A 26,574-nucleotide genomic window follows, 5' to 3' on the forward strand; every position below is an offset into this window, starting at 1 on the left:
CCGGGCGGAACGCTCGGGCCGTACGCGCTAAGGCGTCGGATCCGGCAGCGGAACGGACGCGCAGGAGGCGTCCGCGCCCTTCTTCGAGGACGGCCGGGTGCCGTCCCGCAGATAGTCGCTGACATAGGCGTTCATGCACGCGTTGCCGTTCGCCATCAGGGCGACCTCGTGGTTGAAGCCGTCGCGCTCCAGGACGAACCTGGAGTTCGGGAACCGCTTGTGCATGTCGTACGCGCCGCCGACGGGTGTCGCGGCGACGTCCTCCGCGTGCGTCACCAGCACGTTCACGTCGCTGTCGCCGACCTTCGGCGGGGCGGACGCGGAGACGGGCCAGAACGCGCAGGGCGCGTTATACCAGGCGTTGTACCAGGTCAGGTAGGTGTTGCCCTTGCGGTACTCGCGGTGGTAGTCGGTGCTCCAGCGCTTCCAGTCGCGCGGCCACGGCGAGTCGCCGCACTGGATGGCGTTGTACATCGCCTGCTTGTTGTGGCCCGGGAAGTCCGGCGGGCCGAAGTTGGCCAGCAGGGCCGCCGGGTCGCCGCGGATAACCCAGTCGGAAAGGGCCTGCGCGTGGCTTGTCCAGTTGGAGCTGCGGTAGAGGTCGATGAGGAAGATGTCGGTGTACTCGGACGGGCCGAGGTTGCCCTCGATCGGCGCCTCGCGGAGCCGGTCCATGCCGCGGTAGTAGTTCTTCTCCACCGCGGCGGCGGTCGCGCCGAGGCCGTAGACCTCGTCGTGCCCGGCGATCCAGCCGAAGAAGGTCTCCGCGCTCGCCTCGTACGTCCCGGCCTGCTCCAGGCTGCCCTTGTACCAGCCGCCGCTGGGGCGCACCACGGTGTCGAGCACCATGCGGCGGACGCGGTCGGGGTACATGGTGGCGTAGACGGAGCCGAGGTACGTGCCGTAGTCGTAGCCGAGGTAGTTGATCCGCTCCTGGCCGAGGGCCTTGCGCATCAGCTCCAGGTCGCGGGCGGTGGCCCTGGTGTTGAGGTGCGGCAGCTCGGCCTTGTACTTGCGGCCGCAGCTCTGGGCGTAGTCGCGGGCGCGCCCCACCCACGCCCGCTCGTCCGCGGCGGTGCGCGGTACGTAGTCCGCCTTGGCGTGGCCGGGCCACAGGTAGGCGGGGTCGCAGGTGACGGCCGGCTGGCTGGCGCCGACGCCGCGGGGGTCGAAGCCGATCCAGTCGTAGGCGGCGCCGACGTCCTTCGGCAGCCCGGTGGTGCCCTGGGCGAACCGGGTGGGCAGGTCGCGGCCGAACTGGCCGGGCCACTGGCCGCGGTTGAGCAGGACGACGCCCTGGTAGTCCGCGGCGGACGAGGTGTGCTTGGCCCGGCTCAGCGCCAGGGTGATCTTCCGGCCGCCGGGCCGGCTGTGGTCGAGGGGAACCTCCAGGGAGCCGCACTCCAGCCCCTTGAGCCGGTCCCCGATGACGGGGTCGTTCTCCGGACACGGCGACCACGCAATGCTGCCGGCCGTCGGATCCGCCGATCCCGCCGGTGCCTCGGCTGCCGGTGCCTGTGCTGGTAATGCCACCACAGAACCGGCTATTCCGGTCGCGGCCGCCGCCGCTATCGTTATGAGCTTCTTCTTCACGAAACCCCCGCTCTCTCGGTGAATGCCACCCCAAATGAGCCCGATTCCGGGCCTGGAGCTTTGGGGGGCGGCGGAAGAATATCTGCGGGGGTGCGGTGGCGGGAAGACCGCGGACGCTGAACAGAAAGGGAAAAACCCCGGGGACTCGTGGCCGAGCCCCGGGCTTGTCAATTCCCGGTGATGCGGATGTGAATGAAGGGGGCGATGGTGCGGGAGTGGGGGCCGAGTCGGGCTGCGGAGCCGGGGCCGGGCTGGGGCCGGGCCGGGGTCGTGCGCGAAGGCCGAGACCGGGGGCGGGAGGCCGGAGGGCCGAGGGCTGTGGGCTGGAGGCCGAGGGAGGGCTGGAGGCTGAGCGCAATGAGCGCGACGAGGGCGCTGGGGGCGTACGGCTAGCGGTCGAGCAGCTCCGCGATGATCTTCTCCACCCGCCGCTGCCGCGTCTCGGCCTTCTTCGCCCCCTCCACGGCGATCACGTACTGCCGCTTACGCCCCGGGGGCAGCTTGTCGTACGCGACCCGGGCGTCCGGTTCGGCGTCCAGGGCGCCTGTCAGCTCCTCCGGCTCGACCACCTCGCGCGGCTCGGTGTCCAGTTCGAGGCCCACCTCCACCTCGTCCCCGGTCTCCACCCCCGCGGCCTGCCGGTTCGCCTTGCTCAGGCCGATGAGATAGCGCCCGCGCATGAGGGCGACGCGGCTGCGCCACACGTGCCCGTTCAGCGTGATGGTCACCGGCGGACGCTTGCCGCCCCCCAGGGACTCGACCACCTCGGGGGGGATCTCCAGGCCCTTCATCGGCTCCGGAGGCTCGACCGTGGACTGAAACTTCATCGTCTGCTCCTGCGACGTCGGCGTTGGTGTCGTTGTCGGTGCGGGCACCTGCGACCACCATCCTCCGCCGCAAAGGCGCCGCCGGGCGGAAGAATCGCCCGGCGGCGCCGAACAGCCGGTCTCCCGCCGTGCCCGGCGGGCGCCGGCCGCTCAGTCGGCCACGTAGTCGATGCGGTAGATGCCGGCGTTGGTGTTGGTGCCGCCGCGGCCGACGCCGACGCCCTCGCCGAAGTCGATGACGTAGAGCGAGCCGTCGGGGCCGAAGGTGGCGTCGAAGGGCTGGATCCAGCTCATGCCCTCGAACACCGGATCGATCGCCTGGAGCGCCCCGCCCGAGTACGAGAACGCCTTGAACCACTTGCGGGTCAGCTCGTAGTTGAACCACTTGCCGTCGTACGACTCCGGGAACTTCGTCGCGCTGTCGAGGTCCGGGTCGAAGTCGTACGCCGGGCCGCCCATCGGACCGCCGCCGCCGGAGCCGAGCTGCGGGAACTCGGCGGAGGCGGCGTAGGAGTACCAGACCTGCGCGGCGGTGGCCGGGGGCAACTGGGTCCTGCCGGTGTTGTTCGGCGACCGGTTCACGGGCGCGCCGCAGTCGAACTTCCCGCCGGAGGTGCCGGCGGCGAAGTCGTAGTCGTTGAACGGGATGTTGTTGCCGACGCAGTACGGCCAGCCCATGTTGCCGGCCTTGGTCAGCAGGTTGTACTCGACGATGCCCGCCGGGCCGCGGTTCGCGTTCGCCTCGCGGGCGTCCGGGCCGTAGTCGCCGACCATGACCGCGTCGGTCGCGGGGTCGACGGCGATACGGAACGGGTTGCGGAAGCCCATCGCGTAGATCTCCGGACGGGTCTTCTTCTCACCCTTCCCGAAGAGGTTGCCCTTGGGGACCGTGTAGGTGCCGCTCTCGGTGGGCTTGATACGCAGCACCTTGCCGCGCAGGTCGTTGGTGTTGGCGGCGGTGGCCTGCGCGTCCCAGGCGTGCCGGCCGTCGCGCTCGTCGATCGGCGAGTAGCCGTCGGAGCCGAAGGGGTCGGTGTTGTCGCCGGTGGCGGCGTACAGGTTGCCCTTGCTGTCGAACGCCAGCGAGCCGGCCATGTGCACGTTGGCCCGGCCCTCGTCGCGCCAGGTGGGGATGGACAGCAGCACCTTCTGGGAGGCGGGGTCGAGCTGGTCGCCGTCGAGGGTGAACCGGGAGATGTTGATCTTCTTCTCGGCCTTGTCGGAGTGCATCACGAAGACCTGGTGGTTCTGCGCGAACGCCGGGTCGAGCGCGAGCCCGAGCAGCCCGTCGGACTGGGTGGTGAACTCCAGCGGATAGTCGAAGTCGTGCGCGGTGGTGACCTCGCCCGTCTCCTGGTCGACGATCTTCAGCTCGCCGGTGCGCTGCGCCCAGAACACCCGCCCGTCCGGCGCGACGGCCAGCTCGAAGGGGTCGGCGAGGCCGGAGTCGACCAGCGCGGTGCGGGTGAACCCGGCCGCGTTCGGGGCGCTCGCGCCGGTGGGCTCGGGCGCGGCCACGGCGGAGGGCGTCGCCACCAGTAAGGCGGGCAGGACGGTGAGCGCGGCGACGAGGGACAGGGGTTTGATCGGACGGCTCATGAGGCTCCCAACGATGGAGGCGGTACGGGGATGGGGCGGGATGACGGTTGCGAGGCCGCCGCGCCCCGCCTGCCCGTCACTTGCCAAGGACCTCGATCACGATGTTCCGGAACGAGACCTCGTCCCCGGTGCCGTGGTTCTGGAGCCCGATATGGCCGGGCCCGAGGCGGCGCTCGGGGACGGTGTCGGTGTAGTCGTTGATCTCCACGCCGTTGAGCTGCACGGTGAGCCGGTCACCGTCGACGCGCAGATCGAAGGTGTTCCACTCCCCCGGCGGGTTCAGAGCGGCGTCGCGCGCGTCGATGTCGGGCGACTGGAACCCGTACACCGAGCCGGTGGTCCGCTCGGGCGCGTCGGTGGCGTCGATCTGGACCTCGAAGCCGCCGTTGCGGATGGAGGGGTCCTCGCCGGCGGGAAACCCGAGGTGCACACCGGAGTTGTCGTCGCCGGCCATCCGCCAGTCGAGGGTCAGGCGGTAGTTCGTGCCGAACTCCCGGTCGGAGTACCAGAGAAGGCCGAGACCGCCGTACGAGGTGAGGGCGCCGTCGTCGAGGGTGAACCCGCCGGGCCCGGTTTGGCTCCAGCCTTCGGTGGAGGTGCCGTCGAAGAGGACGATGCGCTCGGCGGCGGCTGTGGCTGCGGTGGCCGGGGCGGTGGCGGTGGCGGGGACGTCGGCCGGGGCTGGGGCCGGGGCCGGTGCGGCGGCCAGGAGGCAGCCGGCGGCGGCTGCGACGAGGACGGCCCGCAGGGCGGTGCGGGAGTGGGGGGTGAGCACAGTGTTCTCCCGGAACGTAGAAGAAAGCGCTTACTGACTGTGCACTGTCAACGTAAGCCCCCGACCGCCCGGGGTCAACGCCTTGGTACGTACCGGAAGTCGAGAGGGCGCGAGGCACGCCGCACGGCAGACGACGGCCGAGGTACGGGGCAAAGAAGCGGCACCGTCGGCGCGCCGCAGCGCGCCGCACCGCACCCGCCGGCCAGCGCCCGGCTCCACTACGGGGCAGACCTGCGGCATGGCAAGCAGACGGCGGCGCGCCGGGCCGAGGAACTCATCGAGACGATGCCGGTGAACCTGGCGGCGGCGCGCGAGTGCGGAAAGGTCATGTCAGCCCCGGAGTTCGCATTCCTGCCGCCCGCATCCGCCGCCTCCCGGGCGGCGCCCACGGACCCCGGCAGCCGCACCTGCCGCCGGGGCCCGCTACCGCACGGTCACGGCTTGAAGAATCGTTACGGCCAGATCGAGTCGACCCATTCCGGGTGGTCGATGAACGGGTTCCGGTTGTGCTGGATCCGGTCGAAGATCACCTGGTTGCGGTTCCTCTCGAAATCGCTCGGCGGGTCCTCGGCGTTCCACTCCTTGAGGACCGAGAGCTTGCCGATGGCGGGCGACGAGCCGTTGTCGACCTGTTCGTTGGGCTCCAGGTCGGCGAAGCCGTCGTCGCCGTCATAGCGAACGGCCATGTAGAGGATCATGCGGGCGACGTCGCCCTTGACCTCGTCGCGGGGCTCGAAGGAGTCGTCGTCGCTGAGGCTCCCCGGGGCCTGGTCGACCGGGCTGCCGCCGTAGTCGAAGTCCTTGTTCCCGCGGGTGCTGTTGACCGTCACGTCCGTGGGGCGCAGATGGTGCACATCGGTGCCGGGACCGGTCGAGGTACCGAAGTCGCCGTGGCTCTTGGCCCAGACGTGCTCGCGGTTCCAGTCGTCGACGTCACCGCCGTTGGAGTCCTTGCTCTGCGAGACACCGCTGTAGAGGAGGATGACGTTGTCCGGGTTCCCCGGGTCCTCGTCGGTCTCCATGAGTGCGTCCCAGACCTGGCTGTACGAAATCCTGGTCTGGTCGCTGATGATCGTGTGCAGGGCGCTCTTGAGCGCACCGCCCTCCTTGCCGAGCGCGTCCTCGTAGTACGTGTCGTCGTACGCGACGACGGAGGACGTTGCAGGTTCGGCGGGCGTTGCCGCGACGGAGGGCAGCGTACCGGTGGCCGCCGCGGCCAGAGCCACGGCGGAGATCAGTGCGGCGCGCGGTATTCGGGACGTGTCCACGGAAGAACCTCTCTCCGGGAGTTGGCACCTGCCGCTGCCGGGTGTGGGGGGCACGGCACGTGGGCCGGCCGGGTGCCGGGCCTCCAACGAGCGTGACAGCAGTCACAGTTGGCTTCAAGTACGTCTCCGCAGGTGGCCGCGCGTAGACCTGATTCCCGTGTGGTCGCGGTGTCCGGCGCGGGCGGTGCGCGCTCAGAGCCCGCCGGTCAGATGCCCCCCGAATTTCCGCCCCCGCCTCCCCGCACCGAACCTTCCGGCCACACCACATCGACGGGCACCCCGACCGCCCGCACCGCCACCACGGTCCCGCCCTTCCCCCCGTCCCACAGCGCAACCAGCCGGTCCGCCCGCCGCAACACATGTCGTCGGTCGTCGCATAAAGTGCTGTCGCGAGGGTGTCCACGTCGTTCGCCACAAAACGATCTTGGGTCACCCTCGTTCTCGTCTCCGCAGGCGCCCCTTGGACCCCACCACCGGGAGGAACCAGTGTCATACCCGCAACTGCTCACCCCCGCGGAGAAGCTCGCCGACGCGAAGAACCTGTTGAGCCTCCCGCGTATCGTCGTGATCTGCGGCTCCACCCGCTTCATGACGGAGATGAACGAGGCCGATCTGCGGGAGACCAAAGCCGGAAAGATTGTCGTCAAACCGGGCTGCGACATGAAGTCGCCGCATGAACTCTGGTCCGATCCTGTCGAGGCCGAGGCGCTGAAGGTTCGACTCGACGATCTGCACCGGGCGAAGATCCGGCTGGCTGACGAGGTGCTCGTAGTCGGCGACTACATCGGAGACAGCACCCGAGCCGAAATCGCCTACGCCCGGTCGCTGCGCAAGCCCGTGCGGTTCACGCACCCCGAAGTCGACCCTGAGGGCAGCCTTCCGGGACCCGGGCGCCGGGGCTGATGCGCCGGGCGGACGGCGCCGGGCGCGTCCGTGGGCGGGTGGGGGGTCTCGGCGGGGGTGGGGACGTACTGTATGAGGCCCGCCAGCGTTGGAATGGAGCGCCCTCATGCCCCAGGACGTACGAGCCGTCGTCGCGCGCGCGAAGGACGAGCCGGTGCAGATCGCGACCGTCGTCGTGCCCGATCCCGGGCCCGGGGAGGCGGTGGTGGCGGTGCAGGCGTGCGGGGTGTGTCATACCGACCTGCACTACCGCGAGGGCGGCATCAACGACGACTTCCCGTTCCTCCTCGGCCACGAGGCCGCCGGTGTGGTGGAGTCCGTCGGCGACGGTGTCACCGACGTGGCGCCCGGCGACTTCGTGATCCTCAACTGGCGTGCGGTGTGCGGCAGGTGCCGGGCGTGTGAGCGGGGGCGGCCCTGGTACTGCTTCGACACCCACAACGCCACGCAGAAGATGACGCTCAAGGACGGCACCGAGCTGTCGCCCGCGCTGGGCATCGGGGCGTTCGCGGAGAAGACCCTCGTCGCCGCCGGCCAGTGCACGAAGGTCGACCCCGAGGCGTCCCCCGCCGCGGCCGGGCTGCTCGGCTGCGGCGTGATGGCCGGTCTCGGCGCCGCGCTCAACACCGGCAACGTCGGCCGCGGCGACTCCGTCGCCGTCATCGGCTGCGGCGGCGTCGGCGGGGCCGCCGTCATGGGGGCGCGGCTGGCGGGCGCCGCGAAGATCATCGCGATCGACGTGGACGAGCGGAAGCTGACCACCGCGACGGGCCTCGGCGCCACCCACACGGTCGACGCCCGCGACACCGACCCCGTCGAGGCGGTACGGGAGCTGACCGGCGGCAACGGCGCCGACGTCGTCATCGAGGCGGTCGGCCGCCCGGAGACGTACAAGCAGGCGTTCTACGCCCGCGACCTCGCCGGCACCGTCGTCCTCGTCGGCGTGCCCACGCCCGACATGAAGCTGGAGCTGCCGCTGCTCGACGTCTTCGGGCGTGGCGGCGCGCTGAAGTCCTCCTGGTACGGCGACTGCCTGCCGTCCCGCGACTTCCCCATGCTCATCGACCTCTACCGGCAGGGCCGCCTCGACCTCGACGCCTTCGTCTCCGAGACCATCGAACTCGACGGCGTGGAGGCGGCCTTCGCGCGGATGCAGGCCGGCGACGTGCTGCGCTCGGTGGTGATCCTGTGAGCGGCCCCGCCCGCATCGACCACCTGGTCACCTCCGGTACGTTCTCACTCGACGGCGGCACCTGGGACGTCGACAACAACGTGTGGCTCGTCGGCGACGACGCCGAGGTGCTCGTCATCGACGCCGCCCACGACGCCGACGCCATCGCCGCCGCCGTCGGCGACCGCCGCGTGACCGCCATCGTCTGCACCCACGCGCACGACGACCACATCGACGCCGCCCCCGCGCTCGCCTCCAGTACCGGCGCCCCCGTCCTCCTCCACCCCGACGACCGGGTGCTGTGGGACATGACCCACCCCGACCGCGCCCCGGACGGCGGCCTCACCGACGGCCAGACGCTGACGGTCGCGGGCACGGAGCTGACGGTCCTGCACACCCCGGGCCACGCGCCGGGCGCGGTCTGCCTGTACGCCCCGGACCTGGGCACCGTGTTCACCGGCGACACCCTCTTCCACGGCGGCCCGGGCGCCACCGGCCGCTCGTACTCCGACCGCCCGACGATCGAGGCGTCGATCCGCGCGCGGCTGCTGACGCTGCCGCCGGAGACGGTGGTGCGTACCGGGCACGGGGAACCGACCACGATCGCGGCGGAGGGGGCCGGCGCGGAGGAGTGGTGACGGCCGGGGGGAGGAGGGGGTGAGGGGCGGCGGCCGGGCGTGAGGCGTGGCCGCCGGGGTGAGGTAGGGCCCTGGTTACGGCCCGCGCGTACGGTCCGGGCCGTGCGGTCCGGGCCGGGCGGTCCGCGCGTACCGCCCGCGGCATGCGGCCCGCCCGTACGGTCCCGGCGTACGAAACGCGCCCTCCCACCGCCCCGTTGGCCGCCCTCGCAGCGCGACCTCCCCCGCACCGCCGGCCCCCGCCCGGCCCCCCTGACGCGCCGTTGACCCCTCCGGGGGCTCCCGGCATGCTCATGCCGGGACATGCCACCCATCGTCCCTCCATCCCCCACTGGAGGTCTCCCATGCCGTCATCTCGCGGCAACCACCCCGCACGCCCCGGCGCCAGCCGCCGCTCCCTGCTCTTCGGCGCCCTCGGCGCCGGCGCGCTGGGCGCCGCGGGCATAGGCGTCGGCGCCGCCCACGCCGGCTCCCCGCAGGCGACCCGCGCAGCAGGCGCCGGCCGCGCCCTCGCCCTCCGCCCGCTCTACCTCGGCACCTACGGCCGGGGCATCGTCGCCTGCACGTACGACACCGCCACCGGCGCGCTCGCCGAGACCGGCGGCGGCTTCGGCGACGTCACCAACCCCGACTTCCTCGCCCTCTCCCCCTCCGGCGACGTCCTCTACTCCACCGTCGGCGGCGGCGCCGAGGGCGGGGTGCGGGCGTACGCCATCGGCGCGGACGGCGCGCTCAGCGCGCTGGGCGGTGTGCAGTCGACCGGCGGCGCCGGGGTCACGCACCTGTCGGTGCACCCCGGCGGCGGGCATCTGCTCAGCGCCAACTACAGCAGCGGCAGCGTCGCCGCGCACGTCATCGAGGCCGACGGCAGCGTCGGCGAGCGGACCGGGTTCGTCCAGCACTCCGGCTCGGGCCCCGACCCGGACCGCCAGGAGGGCCCGCACGCGCACCAGATCGTCACCGACCCGGCCGGCGGCTTCGTCTACGCCGTGGACCTGGGCACCGACTCCGTCTACACGTACGCGCTCGACGCGGGCAGCGGCGCCCTGTCGTCGGTCTCGGAAGTGAAGTCCGTGCCGGGCGCCGGGCCGCGGCACATGGTCTTCCACCCCGAGGGCACGCACGCGTACGTGGCCAACGAGCTGGACAGCACCGTCACCGCGTACTCCCACGACGCGGCGACCGGCGAGCTGACCCGGCTGGAGAGCCTGTCGACCCTCCCCGACGACGTGGATCCCGGCGGCAACTTCCCGGCGGAGATCACGATCTCGGCGGACGGCCGCTTCGTCTACCTCTCCAACCGCGGCCACGACAGCGTCGCCCGGCTCGCCGTCGAGGACGGCGGCGCCGCGCTGAGCCTGGTGGACACCGTGCCGTGCGGCGGCAACTGGCCGCGGCACATCACGCTGTCGCCGGACGGCGCGCTGCTCTTCTCGGCCAACGAACGGGGCCGCACCATCGGCGTGTTCACCGTGGACGCGGAGAGCGGCGCGCTCACGGCGTCGGGTGAGCCGTTCGCGACGGCGTCCACGGGCTGCGTCCTGCCCACCTGACACCCGCGTCCTGCCACCCCGGGGAGGCGAGCGGCCCGCGGGCCCGTCACGTTGGGTCACCTCGTGACGGGCCCGCGGGAACCCCGTACCACGGCAGCGAACCCCCTGTGCTCGACGCCACAATTCGAAACTGAAATCAAACACCGCCTCACACCCCAACCCAGGCGCCTGAGAGGTCGGGCGTGTCTTGTATGTCGCTTTTCCAGTGACGAATACTCAACTAGGCACCAAGTTGCCCCCTGTTGGCAGCCAAGTCCCCCACCCCACACTGTCGGCGCGCGACTCCGGGCGGCACCGTCGCCCCCCGGTAACCGAACGTGACGCCGGTCTGGGTGGAGGGCCTCATGAGCCAGAATCCGAATCACAAGCGCGGCCTCTATCTGGGTACGGTGCCGGAGCGGGCCGCGGCGAGGCACGGCGGCACGCTGCTGACCCTCGACCACGACCTCGACACCCTCCCGGAGGCCGGCCGCCGGCTGACGGTGACCGAGGTGGCGGAGTTCGCGGCGGACCTGGCGAACCGGCTCGCGGCGGCGGGCGTACGGGCCGGGGAGCACGTCGTCGTCTACAAGCGGGCGAACTTCGACGCCTGGCTGCTCGCCACCGCCGCCGCCCGCCTCGGCGCGGTCCCCGTCATGCTCTCCCCCGCCCTGCCCGCGCCCACCGTCGCCGCCCTGCTCAAGCGCCTGCACGGCCCGCACCGGCCCCATCTGCTCACCGACGGCCCGAAGCTGACCGAGCTGGCCGGCCTGCCGCTGGACGAGCTGACCGCGTCGGTGATCGCCGTGGCCGGGGCCGGCCGCGGGGTGTCGTCGCTGGCCCGGCTCGCCGGCTCGCCGCCCGTACGGCCGGTGTTCCAGGGGCTCGACGAGCCGGCGATGATCACGCACACCTCGGGGACGACGGGCGTGCCGAAGCTGGTCGTGCACACCCCGCGGACCATGCGCGCCCGGCTGCGCCCGCAGCTCTTCATGCTCGCGCTGATGCGGCGGCGCGAGACGGTGGCGGTCAGCGTGCCGTTCGTCCACTCGCGGCTGTTCGCGGCGATGACGCTGGTGCTGATGAAGGGCATGCCGACGATCCTGCTCAACAACCAGGAGCCGGAGGAGGTCGCGAAGTTCTTCCTGCGGAACCGGCCCGGCCTGGTCGAGGCGCTGCCCAACTCGTTCCTCGCCTGGGAGGGCCTGGCCGCGGACCCCCGCAGGCCGTTCGCGTCGGTGAAGTACTTCTCCTCCACGTTCGACGCCATCCACCCCCGTACCGTACGCCGCCTCCTGGACGCCTCCCGCCGCCGCGCGCCGCAGTTCTTCCAGATCTACGGCCAGTCCGAGGTCGGCCCCGCCGTGGGCCGCCCGTACTTCCGGCGCGACACCCACCGCATGGACGGCCGCTGCGTCGGCTTCCCGCTGCCCGGCAGCGCCCGGGTCCGCGTGGTCTCGCAGAACGAGCGGGCGGTCTCGGAGACGAACCCGGGGTTCATCGAGGTCCGCTGGGCCGGCATCGCCAAGACGTACCACGGCGAACAGGACCGCTACGACGAGAACGTCAACGGCGGCTGGTGGCGCACCGGCGACGTCGGCTACCGCACGAAGCTCGGCTGCCTGCACATGCTCGACCGCGAGGTCGACACCATCCCCGGCGTCGGCTCCAGCCTGGAGATCGAGGACGCCGTCCTGGACCGCCTCGACGAACTCGTCGAACTCGTCGTCGTCCAGGGCCCCGACGCCGAACCCGTCCCCGTCCTGTGCACCCGCGGCGACGAGCCCCTGGCCCCGGCCCGCTGGAAGGCCGCCACCGCCGACTACCCCCAGCTCGGCGCGCCCGTCCACCTGCCGCTGGCCGAACTCCCCCGCACCGCGACCCTCAAGACCCGCCGCGTGGAGCTGTCCCGCCTCCTCCACGACCGCCTCTGAAGGCGGCCGACGACCCCGGCGGCCGGCTACCCCCGGCCGGCCGCCGGCCCCCACAGAACCCGCCCCCGCCAGACCGACCGCCGGCCTCCGGCCTCCGGCCTCCGGCGAGGCTACGACGCGAGACTGTCGCGCAGGTCGCGGAGAACGATGCCGGAGAAGGGGTCGGTGGCCGGGTCGTCGGGGGTGAGGAGGGTGACCACGAAGAAGCCGGTGAGCATGAGGCCGATGGATTCGACCGACTCGGCGAGCTGCTCCGGTACGCCGGAGACACCGGTGACCGCGCCGGCCGTCAACGGCCGGCTATAGCGCGAGTAGAAGAGGGCGAACGGTCCCTCGCGGGTGTCGTCCAGCGCGTACCCCTCGTCTTCCCAGTGCTGCTCCATCGCGGCGTCGCGGGCGAAGCCGAGGATGTTCGACTCGGACGCGTCCGGCTCCTCCGGCAGTTGCCAGTTCCGCAGCGCCGCGTCGTCCAGGCGTTCTCCGTTGAGGAGAAGCTGCGGCCAGTGGCCCGTCCGGCGCACGAGGAACCTCCGCACGGCCTCGGGAAACCCGACGTCCGCGAGGAAGTCGGTGGGGTATCCGGTCAGTTCCACAGTTGCTCCTGTTGCGGTGGCGTCCTAGGGGGCCCAGCCGGAGGTGGGGCCGTGATAGGAGATCGCGCTCTTGGGGACCTTGAGATCACCCGGGCTGTACCATACGTGCTTGCCCCGATCACCCCTGATCGCCTTGAAGAGGGCCTTGTCCATCTCGAACTCGATCAGGTACTCCGACTTTTCTTTCGTGAGGCCGAGGAACGACTTGAAGCCGCCCGGCTTCTTCATGATTTCCGCCGGGCTCATCGGCCCCGGGTTCCCAGTCAAAGGTCGTCACCCGGCCGCCCGAGATCTCCTCGGCCAGCCGCGAGCCGTCCCAGGCGAAGACGGTCTCCTGTGTGGTCACCGCGCCGTCCCTGCGGCGTTTGCCAATCCGGCGGCCGAGTGGATCGTACGCGTACTCCCACAGGGCCCCGTCGGGACAGGTGAGGGCGAGAAGCCGGTCCTCGGCGTCCCACTCGTACGTCCACTCCCGGAGCTTGCCCGACAGCGTGCGCACGCTCTTGCGGACCAGACGGCCCTGGCCGTCGTGCTCGTACCTGCGGCGTCCGGCGGTGCGCAGCAGCGTGCCGGAGTACGTGAGGGAGGTGTCTTCAGTGGACTCGGAGAGCCGGTCGCCGGTGCGCACCTCGGCCGCGGTGAGATTGCCCAGCGGGTCGTACGCGTAGCGCTCGCTGTGCTCCGCCGAGGTGAGGGCGACGACCCGGCCGAGGTCGTCCAGCGTCAGCTCGGCCGCACCCGCACCGGTCATCCGGCCGGCTCCCCGGTAGCGGAAGCCCCGCTGCCGGGTACCGCCGTCCTGTACCAGCGCCTGCGACACGAGCCGCCTGCCCCGGTCCCACTCCTGCCGCAGTACGGCCGCCGGGCCGACGCGGCGCTCGATCTCGTTGCCGGGGGCGTCGCGGTGGAACGCGACGGTCGTCCCGGCGGTGGTGACCGCGGCGGCCCGGCCCTCGGGCGTCCACGACCAGTCGGCAACGGCGCCCGAGGGGGTGACCCGGCGCAGGCGCCTGCCCGCCGCGTCGTAGGTGCTGGTCATCGCCCGGCCGTTGCACTCCTCCGCCAGCAGGCGCCCGCACCGGTCGTACACGAAACAGACCTCGGCATGCCGGTTCGACGCGCGGACGAGTCGTCCCGCGGCGTCGTAGCCGAAGCGGCTCACGCCGTCGTGGGTGCGCTACTCGACGGTGGCGCCGTTGGCGTCCCTGACAAACTCCGTCCGCTGTCCGGCGCCGTTGACGTGCGCGACAACGTCCCCGGCAGCGTTGTAGCGGTAGGTGAGCGACCGGCCGTTGTAGTCCGTCTCGCCGACCAGCCGGGCCGCGTCGTCGTACCGGTACTCCCACGACTGCCCGAGCGGGTTGACGACCCGCCGCAGGGCGGTCTCCGTGTCGTACTCGATCACGGTCCGCTCGCCGAGGTGGTTGGTCACTGCGGTGGTGACCCCGAACGCCCCGATCTCCGTGCGTGTCCTGGCCCCGTTCGCGTCCACGTGCTCGACCAGGTTGCCCTCGGCGTCGTACGCCCACTCCTCCGTCTCCCCCGTCGCCCAGCGCCGCCGGGCGGGCAGGCCCTCCGGGGTCCACACCATCTCCGTGCGGGCGGCGCCGGGCTCGGTGAGCACGCTGATCCGGCCGAAGGCGTCGTACTCGACGGCCGTCACGTTGCCCTCGGGATCCGTGATCCTGACGGGCAGTCCCAGGCCGTTCACCTCGACGTGCCGGCGGTGGCCCAGGGCGTCGGTGACGAGGCGCAGCGCACCCGACGGGTGATACTCGGACGTCGCGACCGCATCGAGCGGATCGGTCTCGGCGACGAGGTTGCCGGCGTCGTCGTACGCGTATCGCCATGCGCCGCCGTCGGGCTCGACGATCCGTTCCGGGCGTCCGGGGCCCGCGTAGGCCGCCCGGGAGACGCTGCCGTCGGGATGGGTGATCTCGGTGACGTTGCCGTCGTCGTCGTGGGCGTACGACGTGCTGCGCCCGAGTGGGTCCGTCATCCTGACGAGGCGGTCGTAGCGGTCCCACTCGCGCCTGGTCACGTTCCCCAGCGGGTCGGTCTCGGCGACGAGCTGGTAGGCGTCGTTGAACTGGTAGCGGCTTGCCTTGCCCAGCGAGTTCGTGACCGTGGTGAGCCGGGTCTCGTCGTCGTACGCGTACGCGTAGTCGAGGAATCCGTCCGTCCCCCGGGTCGCCGTGCAGCGTCCGCGGTCGTCGTAGTCGTACGTGTACCAGTAACCGATCCGATCCCGCCATCCCGTGATCCGGTGGCGGTCGTCATAGGTGTACGTGAGCGGGTGGCCGGAGGAGTTCACGACCTCGGTGAGGTCACCGTTGGCGTCGTAGCCGAACCGGACGAGTGCGGGGGCTTCCGGGGCGCCACGCAGGCGCAGGCCCGTGATCCGGCCGCCGGCGGTGGTGACGTCGACCGTGTAACCGCCCTCGTGCACGACCGCGGTGGGAGAGGCGCCATCGTCGTAGGCGACGGTGATGCGGTTGCCGTTGCGGTCGGTGAGCGCCCGGAGCGGCAGGTCACCGGGCCCGCCCCCGGGCACCGGCTGGAAGTGCGCGGTCACCTCCGTGTCTGAGCGGGTCACCGTGATCAGTCCGCCCGGCGAGCTGTCCCACGCGAGGGGCCCCGTCGGGCTTTTCCTTGCCCTCCTTCTCGTCGTACTCCTTGGTCTTGTCCGTCGCCCGCTCGACCCACGAGTTCGCCGAATCCAGCCGCCCGTTGGCGGCGGTCAGGTCGCTTTGCGCCTCCCGGCCCTTGGCGAGCGCCTTGTCGGCGAGGGACTGCGCCCGCTCCAGCTTCGGCCAGTACGCCGCCAGCGCGTCACCCGCCAGGTCGTACGAGCGCTGAAGTTTCCTGAGGTTCCGTCCTGGAACGCCTTCGCCGTCTTCCCCGCCCAGCGGAGCAGCGCATCCTCACCGGCCATGCCCTTGATCTGCCGCAGCGCGTCCGCCACGTCGTCCGCGAAGTCGTGCAACTCCCGCGCGAGCTGCCTGACCCGCTCCGGATCCCCCGGCGTGGGGTCGTCATCCAGATCGAGCACGTGCCAATCCGTCGGACGGTTCCCCACGGGCGCCCCCTGCACATCGTTCCCGGTCGTCCCGGCCGCGGCACCGACAACTCCGTCCGGCGCCGCGCGACCTGGGAAGGTAGACGACGAATCGCCGCCCGCGGTTCCGCGCAGGGCCTCACCCCGGGCGCAGTACTTCTACCAGAACGAGATGCCCTACGACCCGCCGAACCAGGGCGTACCGCCGCCCCACCCCCTGACCTCCTCGGGCCCCAAGCGACTCGCGGCCGGGCCCACGGAGCCGGGGCCCGGCCCGGCACACCTTCCCGAAGCGCCCGCACACGGCCCCGCGATGTGCCGGCGAGCGGCGTGCACGCGCGTGTATCGCCATCGAGGACTCCGGTCCCGGAATCATCGCGGCAGCCCGGGCCGGCATACGATGCATCGCAGTACCGTCTCCGAGTCAGGAGAAGAATGAAGAGACATTCACCTCGGCCGCGTTGGTACTCCCCGGCGGGTCCGCTTTCTGCGCGCACGATGCCCTCCGGTGGATAAATCAAGATCGCCTCGAAAAAATATGAACGCGCTCCGAGTCGCCGAGAGGGGAAGCTCCGTTCAACCTGCCGTACCGGCGCTGCTGGGTGTGCTTTTCTGGTCGACGCACGCGATCGCCGCGAACGCCGCACTGGATGACTTGTCCTGGCAGGCGGTCCTCGTTCTTCAGTTCAGCGCCTGCACGATCACTCTTCTGGCCGTGCGGACCGTTCAGCAACGGCGGTTCTCCCCGTCCGCGCCTCGACCGGTCATCAGCCGAAAGAGCACTGCGGGCGGAGCCGTCGTCGGTATCGTCGGCTTGGGAGGGACCCTCACGCTGCAATATGTGGGGTTCGCCTACGCGCCTCTGGTCGAAGCGAACGTCATTTCCTACGGGTGGCCCATGTTCGCCGCGGTCTACTCGTTCAGCGTGATCCGCACCCGTACCACGACCGCAGGACTTGCCTTCGCGTTTCTCGGTTTCTGCGGTGTTCTGCTGATCTTCTCCTCTCAGGGCGGTGTCTCAGGAGACGGGAACCTTCTCGGCTACGCGGCCGCTCTCCTGTCAGCGGTCTGCATGACCTTCTTCACGTTCGGTGTCGTACGGTCCCGGGCCCCCCAACTGGACATCCTGCTGTGGGGAGCGAGCGCGGGCCTGGCCTTCTCCGCTCTGCTCACCGTCACCTCCGACACCCGCTGGGCGCTGTCCCCGGCCGTCTTCGCAGCTCTCTACGTGGGCGCGGGGTCGGTGGCCGGCGGCTACATGCTGTGGAGCTGGGGAATGGTGCTGAGCGAGGGAAGGCTCGCCCCGCTCGGATACGCCATCCCGCTGTTGAGCACCCTCATCCTGCTGCTCACCGGCGCTTCGTTCACTGCCCGGTCAGCCTCCGGAGCCCTCCTGGTCCTCATCTGTTCCGTCGGGGTGCTGGGCGCCGAACGCCTCTGGGGCGCCGATGCGCAGGGGCCGGTCCGTTCCCCCACGTGACGCAGGTCCCCGACGCCGTGACGCGTCGGCCCGGGCCGCGGAGAACGCCGCGGGAAACCGCAGGTCGAAACGATCCCTCTGAGGGGTCTCTGGGTGGGGCGGGTGGGACTCGAACCCACGGCCGACGGATTATGAGTCCGTTGCTCTAACCGGCTGAGCTACCGCCCCGTACGGCGCGTCACGTACAGATGTGCGCGCCGTCTGCCGCAGCATAGCCGCTCATAGGATCTGTCGCCCGGAGACCCCGTCGCCGGGGAGGGGCCGGGCTGCTGCGCATGTCCGGAAGGACGCGGGTGGACCGCTTCCGGTTCCGGGGGCGGCGGCAGGGTGGGAGCGTCGTACGGCGCAGAAAGGGGCGAAGGCCCCGTTCGGGGCCTTCGCGTACCTGCTCCCCCGACTGGACTCGAACCAGTAACCTGCCGGTTAACAGCCGGCTGCTCTGCCGATTGAGCTACGGAGGACTGCTCCGCACGGAGGCCCTTCCGGCTCCCGGGGGGCGCTCCTGTGCTGCTCGCCATACATTAGCGCATGGCTGGGTCCGCTCCGAAATCGGTAATCACCCTTGCCCCGATCCCGGGTACGCGTACCCGTGACAGCAGGGCGGGACAGCCCAGTCGAGCAGTCCGAGGGAAGGTGGAGACCATGCGGTACCGGGTGAGCTTCGTTGCGGGGATCGCCGTCGGGTACGTCCTGGGCAGTCGGGCCGGACGCGAGCGCTACGAGCAGTTGCGAAAGGCGGCGCAGCAGTTCCGCGAGTCCCCCGCGGTGCGCAACGCCGCCGAGGCGGCCGCGCTGACCAGCCGGGACGCCGTGACCAAGGCGGCGAGTTCGCTCTCCACCAAGTTCGCGGACGTGGTGCCCGAGAACGTCGCCTCGCGTGTCCACTTCCTCCACGGGAACGGGCACGCGAACGGCAGCCGCGGCCGGCGCGAGGAGTCCGACGAGTGGGGTACGACGAACACCTGACCCCGGGGGCGGGTGCCGGGCGAGCAACGGTTCGACCGGCCCCGGCCCGGGCAGGCCGGATCCGGCCGGTCCCGCGGCCGAAACCCCGCCGGTGCCCGGCCGGCCCCGCCGATAGGGCATCATCTGCGGCATGGGGATAGTCGCCGGTCTGGACAGCTCGCCTGAAGGCACCAACATCGTCGTCTGCGACGCCGACACCGGCGCGGTACTCAAGCAGGGCTACGCCCCGCACCCCGCGCCGGAGTCCGCCGACGAGGCGCCGGCGTACGAGGCGGACCCGCAGACGTGGCTCCTCTCACTCGGTGAGGCCGCGGACGGCGGTCTGCTGGAGGGTGTGCAGGCCATCGGCGTCGCGGCCCAGGCACACGCCGTGATCCCGCTGGACGCCGCGGGCACGCCCGTACGCCACGCGCTCACCGGCAACGACAAGCGGGCGCAGGGCGCCGCCGCCGACCTCACCGCCGAGTTCGGCGGCCGTGCGGCCTGGGCCGAGGCGGTCGGCGCCGTGCCGGACGCCAAGCTGCCCGTCACCAAGCTGCGCCGGTTCGCCGCCGCCGAGCCGGGCCTCGCCAAGCGCACCGCGCAGCTCATGACCCCGCACGACTGGCTGGTCTGGCAGCTCCTCGGCAAGCCGCCCCGGCGCACCACCGACCGCGGCTCCGCCTCCACCACCGGCTACTGGTCCGCGCACGCCGGCGAGTGGCGCCGCGACCTGGTCGAGCTGGCCCTCGGCCACGAGGCCGGCCTGCCCGAGGTGCTCGGCCCCGCCGAGGCCGCCGGCCGCACCCCCGAGGGGCTGCTGATCTCCGCCGGCACCGGCGAGACCATGGCCGCCGTCTTCGGTCTCGGCCTCGGCGCCGGCGACGCGGTCGTCACCCTCGGCGCCTCCGGCTCGGTCTACGCCGTCCACGACGCGGCCCTGCCCGACGCCGGCGGCACCATCACGGCACTCGCCGACGCCACCGGCCTGCACCTGCCGGTGGTCCACACCCTCAACGCCGTACGCGCCCTGCGCGGCGCCGCCGAGCTGCTGGGCCTGGCGCCGACCGACCTGGAGCGGCTCTCGGAGCTGGCGCTGTCCTCGACCCCCGGCGCCCACGGGCTCGTACTCCTGCCGTACCTCGACGGCGAACGCACCCCGAGCCTCCCGCAGACCGCCGGCTCCCTGCACGGCCTGCGCCGCGAGAGCATGCGGCCCGAGCACGTGGCGCGCGCCGCGTTCGAGGGGATGCTGTGCGGCCTGGCGGACGCGCTGGAGGTGCTGCGCGCCCGGGGCGTGAGCGTACGCCGCGTCTTCCTCCTCGGTGCCGCGGCCGGCCTTCCGGCGGTGCAGGCGCTGGCGCCGGCCGTCTTCCAGGCGCAGGTCGTGGTCCCGGCGTCCGCCGACTACGCGGCGCTCGGCGCCGCCCGGCAGGCCGCGTGGGCGCTGGGGGTCGCGGAGGGCCGGCTGGGCGCGGAGACGCCGCCGGTGTGGGAGACGGGACCGCACGAGACGTTCGAGGCGGACGAGGACCTGGCGCTGGGCCAGGCGGTACGGCAGCAGTACGCGGCGGTACGGGAGTCGGTGCACCCGGGTGCGCTGGGGCTTGCGGCCGGCACGGCGGGTGCGGCGGCGGCCGGCGCTACGGACGGCGCGGCGGCCGGCGGAGAGCCGGGGCACGGGCTGGGGCACGGGCACAGCCAAGAAGAGCAGGGGCAGGGCCAGGGGGCGGGGCAGGAAGTGCCGCAGGGCTGAGCCGGGTTGGCTCGCGGCGGGCAGGCGGGCAGGCGGGCGGGCGGGGAGGCGGGCGGGTCGGTCACGACCGCCGGCGAGGCCCGCGGCTCGGCGGCAGCGGGGGCACCTCCCCGGCAGCGCCGGCACGTACCGCCCGACGCCGACGCCTGCCGGCGTCGGCACGCGGCCTCGCGACCGGCACCGCGTGCTCCCGTCGGTCAGAGGTGGGCGGGGTCTTCGCAGAGCACCCTGAGGGGGGTTTCGTCCGGGGCGCCCGGGGTGAAGGCGACCGGGTGGGCCGGGGTCCAGGTGCCCGCCTCGTAGCGCACCGTCCGCAGCGCGAGCGCGTGTGCGCCGCCCTCGCGGGCGACGAAGACCTCGTTGTACCCGTTGCGCTCGTCGGACTCGCGGCTCCCCAGCGCCGGGGCGCCCGCGATGCGGGTGGTCCAGGGGCTGGCGGTGCCCAGCAGGCGTTCGGCCGCGGTGAAGCCCAGGTGCGTGTGGCCGTGCAGGACCAGCGACGTGGCGGCCTCCGCGAGCGTCCACTTCGCCTGGCCCGCGTTGACCACCCCCGAGTACGGGGCGATCTCCACCGCCGGCACCGGCGACAGCGGGTGGTGCAGGGCCGCCAGGGTGACGTAGCCCGGTTCGCTCTTGAGCCGGTCGAGTACGCCGCGGGCGAGGACGCCGGGGTCGTGGCGCTCGAAGTCCAGGACGATACGGCGTACGGCCTCGTCGTCCGCCGCGTCCGCCGCCTCCACGTAGTCCGCGCGGAACCGCGCCAGCCGCTCGCGGTCGCGGTCGTGCGCCGGTTCGCCGCCGGACTCGGCGGTGCCCAGGAGCGCGACGCGCAGCCCGGCGCCGGGGTAGGTGACGTACACGCGGCGGGCGGCGGTGTCGGGCTCGTGCAGGTCGGGGTGCGGGTATGGGGCGAAGACCCGGGCGAACCAGCGGTGCCGCGCCTGCGGGTCCTCGTCCAGGCACAGCTCCCACGACACGTCGTGGTTGCCTCCGGTCAGCAGCACCCGCGGGTCGTCGGGGCGCAGGTCGGGGTGGTCGGCGAGGTGGTCCTCCAGCGCGCGCAGCCAGGCGAGCGCGGTCTCGCCGTCGGCGTCGACGGGGCGGTTGACGAGGTCGCCGGTGGCGATGACCAGGTGCGGGGCCCGGCCCCGGGCGGCGAGCTGGCGTACGTGCTCCAGGTACGCGTCGAGCGGCGAGCCCGCGCCGGCCAGCTCCGCGAGCCGCTGCCCGGCCTGCGAGGTGTCCTTGGCGTCCACGTTGTCGCGCAGCCCGCCGCCGTGGTGGAGGTCGGTGATGTGGTGGATGCGGAGCACGTCGGGCAGATGGCGGACGATCACGGGGTCGTCGGCGGGCGGCGTGTGCGCGTCCCGTACGCCGGCCTCGACGCCCGCGTCGCGCCACCGCCGCGCCCGCAGCGCGGCGCGGTGCTCGGCGGCGAGGCCGTCGTGGAACCACTGCGGCACGTACTGGTGCCGGCCGCACGCCTCCTCGTACGCGGCCGTCGCCAGCCGCGCCGCGTCGGCGCGGAGCGCGGGGTGCTCCTCGGCGGTCTGGAGGGCGAGTTCGAGGAGGAACGGCGTCTGGAGCCACGCCGGTTCCGCCTCCCGCAGCATGGCCACGACGCCGGGCGCCCACTCGGGCACGCGGTCGGCCATGCGGGCGCACTCGGCGTCGGTCAGCCGCGGCGGGCGCAGCACGTCCTTGGGGGCGTCGGCGCCGAGGTGGGGGGCGAGGAGCAACTGCTCGGCGGGGGTGGCGAAGACGACGGGCACGGCGCCCGCGTCGCGCACCTGCTCAAGCCCGGCGGCGAGGGCGGCGGGGCCGACGCCGCCGAGGGCGGGGGCGCCGTCTCCCCAGGCGGTGCGGTGCGTACGGGCTCCGCCGGCGGAACCGCCCAGGCCGCCGGGCCCGCCGGGCCCGCCGTCCGCGCCGCGCACCAGGGCCGGTTCGTCGACCAGCACCACGCACCCCGGCGACACCGCCGGCGCCTGCCGGCCGCCGCGCAGGCAGGCCAGGCCCCGGCGCCGTACCGTCTCGGCCGTCGAGCGCAGGTCGACCCGCAGCGACGGCCGGTCGGCCCGGGCCCGTTCGACGGCGTGCGCCAGCCACGTCTTGCCCGCCCGGCGGGGCAGCTCCACCAGCCACGCGGCGGAGTTGGGCAGTTGGCCCTCGACCAGGGGCCGCGCCCAGCCGGGCACGTGGTCGCCGGGGAACCGGACGTCCAGCTCGTGCTGGTAGGTCCGGCTCGGCCGGAAGCGGCTCATGGGGCTGACTCCTCGTCGGTGCGGGGGCCCTCGGCCCGGGGGTCGTCCGGCGGCGGCTCGGCCGGTGCGGGAGCGGGTGCGGGGGCGGATAGGGGGGTCGGGGTGGCCGCCGTACGCGGGCCCGGCATCTCGCCGCGTACCCCGCCCCGTAACGACTCGTCGTGCAGCGACACCTGGCTGAGCGCGATCCAGTCGAAGAACGGCCGGTCCGCCAGCCACACGTCCCCCGGCCGCAGCAGCCCCACGTCCCGCAGCTCCATCCGCTGCGCCGGCGCCGGCTCCGGCGGGGGCTCGCCGGGGGTGTGCAGCAGCGCGGCGCGGCCCGCGGGGCCGATCTCCGCCCAGCGGGACTGGAACTGCTCGCTGCGCCCGATCAACAGCTCCTGCCTGCGCAGCTCTTCGAGCGCGGCCCCGCTGGTCAGGGGGCGGCGGTCGTCGGCCTGGACGGCACGTACGACCGCGTCGCCCATCACCTGGAGGTAGAACGGCCAGGTGCCGACCAGCGCCAGGATCCGGGCGGCCGCGCGGTCGGGTTCGATGTCGACGCCGAGGTTGGCGGCGGTGCCGGTGAGGAACGCCAGCGCGTGCGGTTCGCCGAGGGGGCCGAGGATGCGCTTGTCGACGTCGTTGCCGAAGCTGGAGCCGGGGGCGGTCAGCGCGGAGCGTACGACGGTCTGCCAGTCCTTCTCGGTGCCGGTGTAGACGAGCCACGCGCCGGCCTGGCCGAGGTCGCGCAGCCAGGAGACGGCCGCGGGGTGGTACTCGGCGAGCCGGCCCACCTCGTCGAGCAGGAACGCCTCCCGGTCGGCGCGCGCCGCGGGCTCGTTCGCCCGGGTCAGCAGCGCCTCGGCGGGGCTCGCCGCACCGCGTACGGCGGGGTCGAGGAGGGCGGCGAGCTGGTCGGGGCTGTCGACGGGGGTGGCGCGGTGCGGGACGGTGAGCTTGCGGACCCGGCCGGCGCCGTCCGCTACGAGGCGGCGCTCCAGCTCGCCGAGCACCCACGTCTTGCCCGCCCGGCGCGGGCCGAGCAGCGCGACGGAGGTGCCGGTGGCGTACCGGTCGCGCAGCCACGCCAGCTCCGCCTCGCGCCCCACGGGGCGGCCGGTGCCGCCGCCGACGTGGAAGCGGTCGGCCGCGAGGTCGAGGGCGTCGACGCGGAACGGTCGCCCCGTCGGCGGCACACGGGTGTCCCGTTCGCGCACCTCCGCGCCGATCCGGGCCAGCGCCTCGGCCTGGCCGCGGGCGGTGGGGTCGCCGGCCAGCAGCGCGATCTGCACGACGGTACGGTCCCTGCCCTCGGCGTAGAGCGCGCGGCCCGGCGGCATGCGGCCGGGCACGTACCACGGCTTGATACCCACATCCAGGTAGTCCGTCTCGTCCGCCTGCCGCAGCACGAGCACCTCGGCCGCCGCCGCCCTGATGCGGCCGCGGACCACGGCCCGCCCGCCCGCGACGACGGGGCAGACACCGACCCGCGGCCCCTCCCGGCAGAGCCGGATGAAGTCGTCCACGGGCTTGCCGTAGTCGACGTCCGCCATCGCGTCGACGAAGCCCTCCCAGCCGTCCACGAGCACCAGCAGGTAGGGCAGCCGCCGGTGCGCGGCCACCGCCTGCCGCTGGGCGGCGACGTCGGCGAACGCCTCCGCTGCCAGCTCCGACTGCCGGACGCGCACGGTGGTGGTGAGCCGGTCCAGCAGCCGGGTCAGCCGGTCGGGCTCGTTGCGGGAGACGACGGCGCCGGAGTGCGGCAGTTCGGCGAGCGCTTGCAGTCCGCCGTTGCCGCAGTCGATGCCGTAGAGGTGCACGTCGGCGAGGCTGTGCTGGCGGGCGACCGAGCCGGCGACCGTGCGCAGCAGTTGTGAGCGCCCGCTGCGCGGGCCGCCGGAGACGAGCAGGGGCAGGGTGTCGGCGAGATCGAGTACGGCGAAGCTCTGGAAACGGTCCTCGGGCACGTCGGCCAGCCCGATGGGCACGGGCAGGAGGTCGCGCGCGTGCTCGGCCAGGTTGTCCTCGGTCAACGGCCCGCGGAGCTGGATCTCGTCGGCGAGCGGGGGCGGGAAGAGTGCGGTGGGCCAGGCGATGTCGAGGACGGCGGTGGCGTCGCGGACGGAGTCGACCAAAACGGCGAGATCCGTCGGCCCGGTCGGCTCCGGCTCCACGCGCAGCGAACCGCCGGTGTCCTCGTGGTCCGTGCCATCGGCGCCGCGGATCTGCACCGGATGCTTGCCGACCTGGACGGGCGCGGGGCGGTCGCCCACGCGCGCGGTGCGCAGGCGCACGAGGGTCTCGGCGCCCGTGCGTACGTACGCTGCGCCGGGCTCGGACTTGCCGAGCCAGGCCGCGTCCGGTGCGTCGATGACGTCCGCGCTCTCGTTCCGGTCCGCAAGGCGCAGCGCGATACGGAGGTTGGTGCCGGCCCTGATCTCGGCGGTCGCCACGCCGCCGCCGGGCCGCTGGGTGGCGAGCACCAGGTGGACTCCGAGGGAGCGGCCACGCCGCGCGAGGTCGACCAGACCGGTGACGAAGTCGGGCAGCTCCCGGGTGAGCGAGGCGATCTCGTCCACGACGACCACCAGCCGGGGCAGCGGCTCGGGCGCCCGCGGGTCCCCGGCCGTGTACAGGTCGGCGTAGGCGCCGATGTCCGGTGTCCCGGCCCTCGTCAGCACTTCTTCGCGCCTGCGCAGCTCGGCGGCCAGACCGGTGAGGGTTCGCTCGACGACATAGCCGTCGATGTCGCCGAGCACGTCCACGGTGTGCGGCAGCCGGGTGCAGTCGGCGAACGCGCTGCCGCCCTTGTAGTCCACCAGCAGGAAGGACACCGCGTCGGGCGGGTGGGCGGCGGCCATGGAGGCGATCCAGGTGCGCAGGAACTCCGTCTTGCCGGAGCCGGTCGTGCCCGCGACGAGGGCGTGCGGGCCGTCGCGCGCGAGGTCGATGAACAGGGGTACGCCCAGGGACTCGCCGACGGGCGCGGAAAGCCCGGGGCGGCGGAGCCGCCAGCGGGAGACGAGGTCGTGGGGGCCGGGGCCGTGGAGTCCGAGGAGGTCGAGCAGGCGGGGGCTGCCCGCCGGCTCGCCGACGGCAGCGGGATCGCGGAGGGGCGCAAGGATGCGGCCGACGCGGTCGGACAGGGAGGGGTGGGCCCGGTGCGGACGCCAGCCCTGGTGGGCGTGCTCTCCCCCCAGCGTCAGCCGGGTACCGCCGTCGATCTCGGCCACCGCGCGGCATTCCGGGGCCAGCAGTCGCGTCTCGGACTCCAGGCAGATCGTGAACACCCCGTACTCGGGCCCGCTCCGGAGCAGTTCGGTGACCCCCGGCAGCTCGCGCAACTGGCGGACGCCGTCGAGGACGAGGACGGCGGCGGCCGGCCGGGGGCTCCCGGGCCGGGAGCGGGTGCGGCCGAGCAGGTCGTCGATGTGCAGGGCCGACGCCCCGGCATCGGCGATCCGGGGGCCGGCGGCGGTGGCGGGAAGCAGGCGGAGGAAGCCCCAGACGGCGGGGTCCCGGCCGGTGGTCAGGACGCGTACGTCGACGTCGGCAGGGCTGTGGGTGGCCAGGATCTGGGCGACGAGCCACGCGCCGACGCCGTCCACGGCCTCACGCGCCGCGACGCCGAGGACACCGGCGGCGGGCAGGTCCACCATGACCGGCAGCCGCACCCCGTAGGGGTCGGTGGTGGAGCCCAGCTCCAGGCCGAGGAACTCGGCGCTGCCCGGGGTCCGGTGCCACAGCTCCTCCGCGGCCCACCGGGCGTCGGCGAGTAGTTGACGGGAATCCGTGTAGACCATCCGGTGGGCCGGCCCGTTGCCCGGACGCCGCCGCCCACCCCCCAGCAGCCGGCGCAAGCCGCCGCGCTCGGGGGCCGCGGCGTCCGTCCCACCGCGCGAACGGGAGAAGAGCAGTGTGCCGCCTCCGCCCTCTTCGGCCAAACCCGACTGGAGAAGTGCGCGGTGGATCGCCTGGGGGGCTCCGCCGCCCAGGTCGGGGCCGGCGGGAGGCTCGCCGAGCCAGAGCCGGGTGCCGGGCCGTACGGGCACGTCCGCGAGCGTAGCGTCGCGTGGCAGTTCGGTGCCGTCGGCGAAGAACAGCCGGTCCGCGCTGTGCGGCCGGCCGAACCACTCCGCGAGCCGCCGGGACACCAGCGGTAACCACGCGCCGTCCGGCGCCTCCAGGACGACGTCCCGCTCCCTGCCGTCCGGCAGGACGACCGTCAGCAACCGCTCCGTGGCCACCCGCGC

The 26,574-nt window shown here is 73.1% G+C and carries 17 protein-coding genes, 2 tRNA genes and 2 pseudogenes; 8 read left to right on the forward strand and 13 right to left on the reverse strand.

What is annotated here, in order from left to right; all coding sequences use genetic code 11:
- Positions 1 to 27: 27 nt before the first annotated feature.
- The 5 genes and pseudogenes from QBL21_RS26505 to QBL21_RS26525 form a co-directional block, all read right to left on the reverse strand.
- The gene (locus QBL21_RS26505) at positions 28 to 1,533 is read right to left on the reverse strand and encodes an alpha/beta fold hydrolase (protein WP_407564742.1); all 1,506 of its coding nucleotides are present in this window, start codon (positions 1,531 to 1,533) and stop codon (positions 28 to 30) included.
- Between the two features lie 449 nt (positions 1,534 to 1,982).
- On the reverse strand, positions 1,983 to 2,420 hold the full coding sequence (locus QBL21_RS26510; RefSeq protein WP_407564743.1) for a YdeI/OmpD-associated family protein: 438 nt from the start codon (positions 2,418 to 2,420) through the stop codon (positions 1,983 to 1,985).
- A 153-nt stretch (positions 2,421 to 2,573) separates the two neighbouring features.
- A pseudogene (locus QBL21_RS26515) lies at positions 2,574 to 3,890 on the reverse strand (PQQ-dependent sugar dehydrogenase); the annotation flags it as partial.
- 205 nt (positions 3,891 to 4,095) lie between these two features.
- Positions 4,096 to 4,629 (reverse strand): annotated as a pseudogene (locus QBL21_RS26520) (DUF1080 domain-containing protein); the annotation flags it as partial.
- A 617-nt stretch (positions 4,630 to 5,246) separates the two neighbouring features.
- Positions 5,247 to 6,062: an endonuclease I family protein gene (locus QBL21_RS26525; RefSeq protein ID WP_407564744.1), complete on the reverse strand. Its 816-nt coding sequence runs from the start codon at positions 6,060 to 6,062 to the stop codon at positions 5,247 to 5,249.
- 486 nt (positions 6,063 to 6,548) lie between these two features.
- Between QBL21_RS26525 and QBL21_RS26530 the strand changes: the two genes are divergently transcribed.
- The 5 genes from QBL21_RS26530 to QBL21_RS26550 all read left to right on the forward strand — a co-directional run bounded on the left by QBL21_RS26530 (position 6,549) and on the right by QBL21_RS26550 (position 12,240).
- The gene (locus QBL21_RS26530; RefSeq protein ID WP_407564745.1) at positions 6,549 to 6,965 is read left to right on the forward strand and encodes a hypothetical protein; all 417 of its coding nucleotides are present in this window, start codon (positions 6,549 to 6,551) and stop codon (positions 6,963 to 6,965) included.
- A 106-nt stretch (positions 6,966 to 7,071) separates the two neighbouring features.
- Complete coding sequence (locus tag QBL21_RS26535) at positions 7,072 to 8,157, forward strand: S-(hydroxymethyl)mycothiol dehydrogenase (protein ID WP_407564746.1); 1,086 nt, start codon at positions 7,072 to 7,074, stop codon at positions 8,155 to 8,157.
- Positions 8,154 to 8,774 (forward strand): MBL fold metallo-hydrolase, encoded by a 621-nt coding sequence (locus QBL21_RS26540; protein WP_407564747.1) that lies wholly within the window; start codon positions 8,154 to 8,156, stop codon positions 8,772 to 8,774. Before QBL21_RS26535 ends, QBL21_RS26540 begins: the two co-directional genes overlap by 4 nt.
- A gap of 344 nt (positions 8,775 to 9,118) precedes the next feature.
- Positions 9,119 to 10,327, forward strand: a complete 1,209-nt coding sequence (locus QBL21_RS26545; RefSeq protein ID WP_407564748.1) for a lactonase family protein — start codon at positions 9,119 to 9,121, stop codon at positions 10,325 to 10,327.
- Between the two features lie 344 nt (positions 10,328 to 10,671).
- Positions 10,672 to 12,240 carry a class I adenylate-forming enzyme family protein gene (locus QBL21_RS26550; RefSeq protein WP_407564749.1) on the forward strand — a complete coding sequence of 523 codons (1,569 nt, stop codon included), beginning with the start codon at positions 10,672 to 10,674 and terminating at the stop codon, positions 12,238 to 12,240.
- Between the two features lie 110 nt (positions 12,241 to 12,350).
- On the opposite strand, the gene QBL21_RS26555 is transcribed toward QBL21_RS26550, so the two are convergent.
- The 4 genes from QBL21_RS26555 to QBL21_RS26570 form a co-directional block, all read right to left on the reverse strand.
- The gene (locus tag QBL21_RS26555) at positions 12,351 to 12,833 is read right to left on the reverse strand and encodes a hypothetical protein (RefSeq protein WP_407564750.1); all 483 of its coding nucleotides are present in this window, start codon (positions 12,831 to 12,833) and stop codon (positions 12,351 to 12,353) included.
- A gap of 118 nt (positions 12,834 to 12,951) precedes the next feature.
- Complete coding sequence (locus QBL21_RS26560; RefSeq protein WP_407564751.1) at positions 12,952 to 13,995, reverse strand: hypothetical protein; 1,044 nt, start codon at positions 13,993 to 13,995, stop codon at positions 12,952 to 12,954.
- 15 nt (positions 13,996 to 14,010) lie between these two features.
- Positions 14,011 to 15,429 carry a hypothetical protein gene (locus QBL21_RS26565; RefSeq protein WP_407564752.1) on the reverse strand — a complete coding sequence of 473 codons (1,419 nt, stop codon included), beginning with the start codon at positions 15,427 to 15,429 and terminating at the stop codon, positions 14,011 to 14,013.
- A gap of 144 nt (positions 15,430 to 15,573) precedes the next feature.
- On the reverse strand, positions 15,574 to 15,885 hold the full coding sequence (locus QBL21_RS26570; protein ID WP_407564753.1) for a hypothetical protein: 312 nt from the start codon (positions 15,883 to 15,885) through the stop codon (positions 15,574 to 15,576).
- A 544-nt stretch (positions 15,886 to 16,429) separates the two neighbouring features.
- Between QBL21_RS26570 and QBL21_RS26575 the strand changes: the two genes are divergently transcribed.
- Entirely contained in the window at positions 16,430 to 17,371 is a 942-nt protein-coding gene (locus tag QBL21_RS26575) for a DMT family transporter (protein ID WP_407564754.1), read from the forward strand.
- A 94-nt stretch (positions 17,372 to 17,465) separates the two neighbouring features.
- On the opposite strand, the gene QBL21_RS26580 is transcribed toward QBL21_RS26575, so the two are convergent.
- Positions 17,466 to 17,539: transfer RNA gene (locus tag QBL21_RS26580), tRNA-Ile, on the reverse strand.
- A gap of 220 nt (positions 17,540 to 17,759) precedes the next feature.
- Positions 17,760 to 17,832, reverse strand: a tRNA-Asn gene (locus QBL21_RS26585).
- Positions 17,833 to 18,013: 181 nt separating this feature from the next.
- Here QBL21_RS26585 and QBL21_RS26590 point away from each other — a divergent pair.
- Together QBL21_RS26590 and QBL21_RS26595 are read left to right on the forward strand one after the other, a co-directional pair.
- Positions 18,014 to 18,337 (forward strand): YtxH domain-containing protein, encoded by a 324-nt coding sequence (locus tag QBL21_RS26590; protein ID WP_407564755.1) that lies wholly within the window; start codon positions 18,014 to 18,016, stop codon positions 18,335 to 18,337.
- 130 nt (positions 18,338 to 18,467) lie between these two features.
- On the forward strand, positions 18,468 to 20,072 hold the full coding sequence (locus QBL21_RS26595) for an FGGY family carbohydrate kinase (protein ID WP_407564756.1): 1,605 nt from the start codon (positions 18,468 to 18,470) through the stop codon (positions 20,070 to 20,072).
- A 197-nt stretch (positions 20,073 to 20,269) separates the two neighbouring features.
- Here QBL21_RS26595 and QBL21_RS26600 read toward each other — a convergent pair whose 3' ends face one another.
- Complete coding sequence (locus tag QBL21_RS26600) at positions 20,270 to 22,336, reverse strand: metallophosphoesterase family protein (RefSeq protein WP_407564757.1); 2,067 nt, start codon at positions 22,334 to 22,336, stop codon at positions 20,270 to 20,272.
- The gene (locus QBL21_RS26605; protein ID WP_407564758.1) at positions 22,333 to 26,568 is read right to left on the reverse strand and encodes an FtsK/SpoIIIE domain-containing protein; all 4,236 of its coding nucleotides are present in this window, start codon (positions 26,566 to 26,568) and stop codon (positions 22,333 to 22,335) included. The genes QBL21_RS26600 and QBL21_RS26605 overlap by 4 nt, the downstream gene beginning before the upstream one ends.
- Positions 26,569 to 26,574 lie beyond the last annotated feature (6 nt).

This window comes from Streptomyces sp. 184 (assembly GCF_045781775.1).
In the GTDB taxonomy this organism is placed as follows: domain Bacteria; phylum Actinomycetota; class Actinomycetes; order Streptomycetales; family Streptomycetaceae; genus Streptomyces.

What these genes read in the sequence shown, in the direction of transcription:
- QBL21_RS26595 (WP_407564756.1), top strand. Translation starts at nt 18,468, where the DNA reads ATGGGGATAGTCGCCGGTCTGGACAGCTCGCCTGAAGGCACCAACATC.
- QBL21_RS26590 (WP_407564755.1), top strand. Translation starts at nt 18,014, where the DNA reads ATGCGGTACCGGGTGAGCTTCGTTGCGGGGATCGCCGTCGGGTACGTC.
- QBL21_RS26545 (WP_407564748.1), top strand. Translation starts at nt 9,119, where the DNA reads ATGCCGTCATCTCGCGGCAACCACCCCGCACGCCCCGGCGCCAGCCGC.
- QBL21_RS26575 (WP_407564754.1), top strand. Translation starts at nt 16,430, where the DNA reads ATGAACGCGCTCCGAGTCGCCGAGAGGGGAAGCTCCGTTCAACCTGCC.
- QBL21_RS26535 (WP_407564746.1), top strand. Translation starts at nt 7,072, where the DNA reads ATGCCCCAGGACGTACGAGCCGTCGTCGCGCGCGCGAAGGACGAGCCG.
- QBL21_RS26600 (WP_407564757.1), bottom strand. Translation starts at nt 22,336, where the DNA reads ATGAGCCGCTTCCGGCCGAGCCGGACCTACCAGCACGAGCTGGACGTC.
- QBL21_RS26510 (WP_407564743.1), bottom strand. Translation starts at nt 2,420, where the DNA reads ATGAAGTTTCAGTCCACGGTCGAGCCTCCGGAGCCGATGAAGGGCCTG.
- QBL21_RS26550 (WP_407564749.1), top strand. Translation starts at nt 10,672, where the DNA reads ATGAGCCAGAATCCGAATCACAAGCGCGGCCTCTATCTGGGTACGGTG.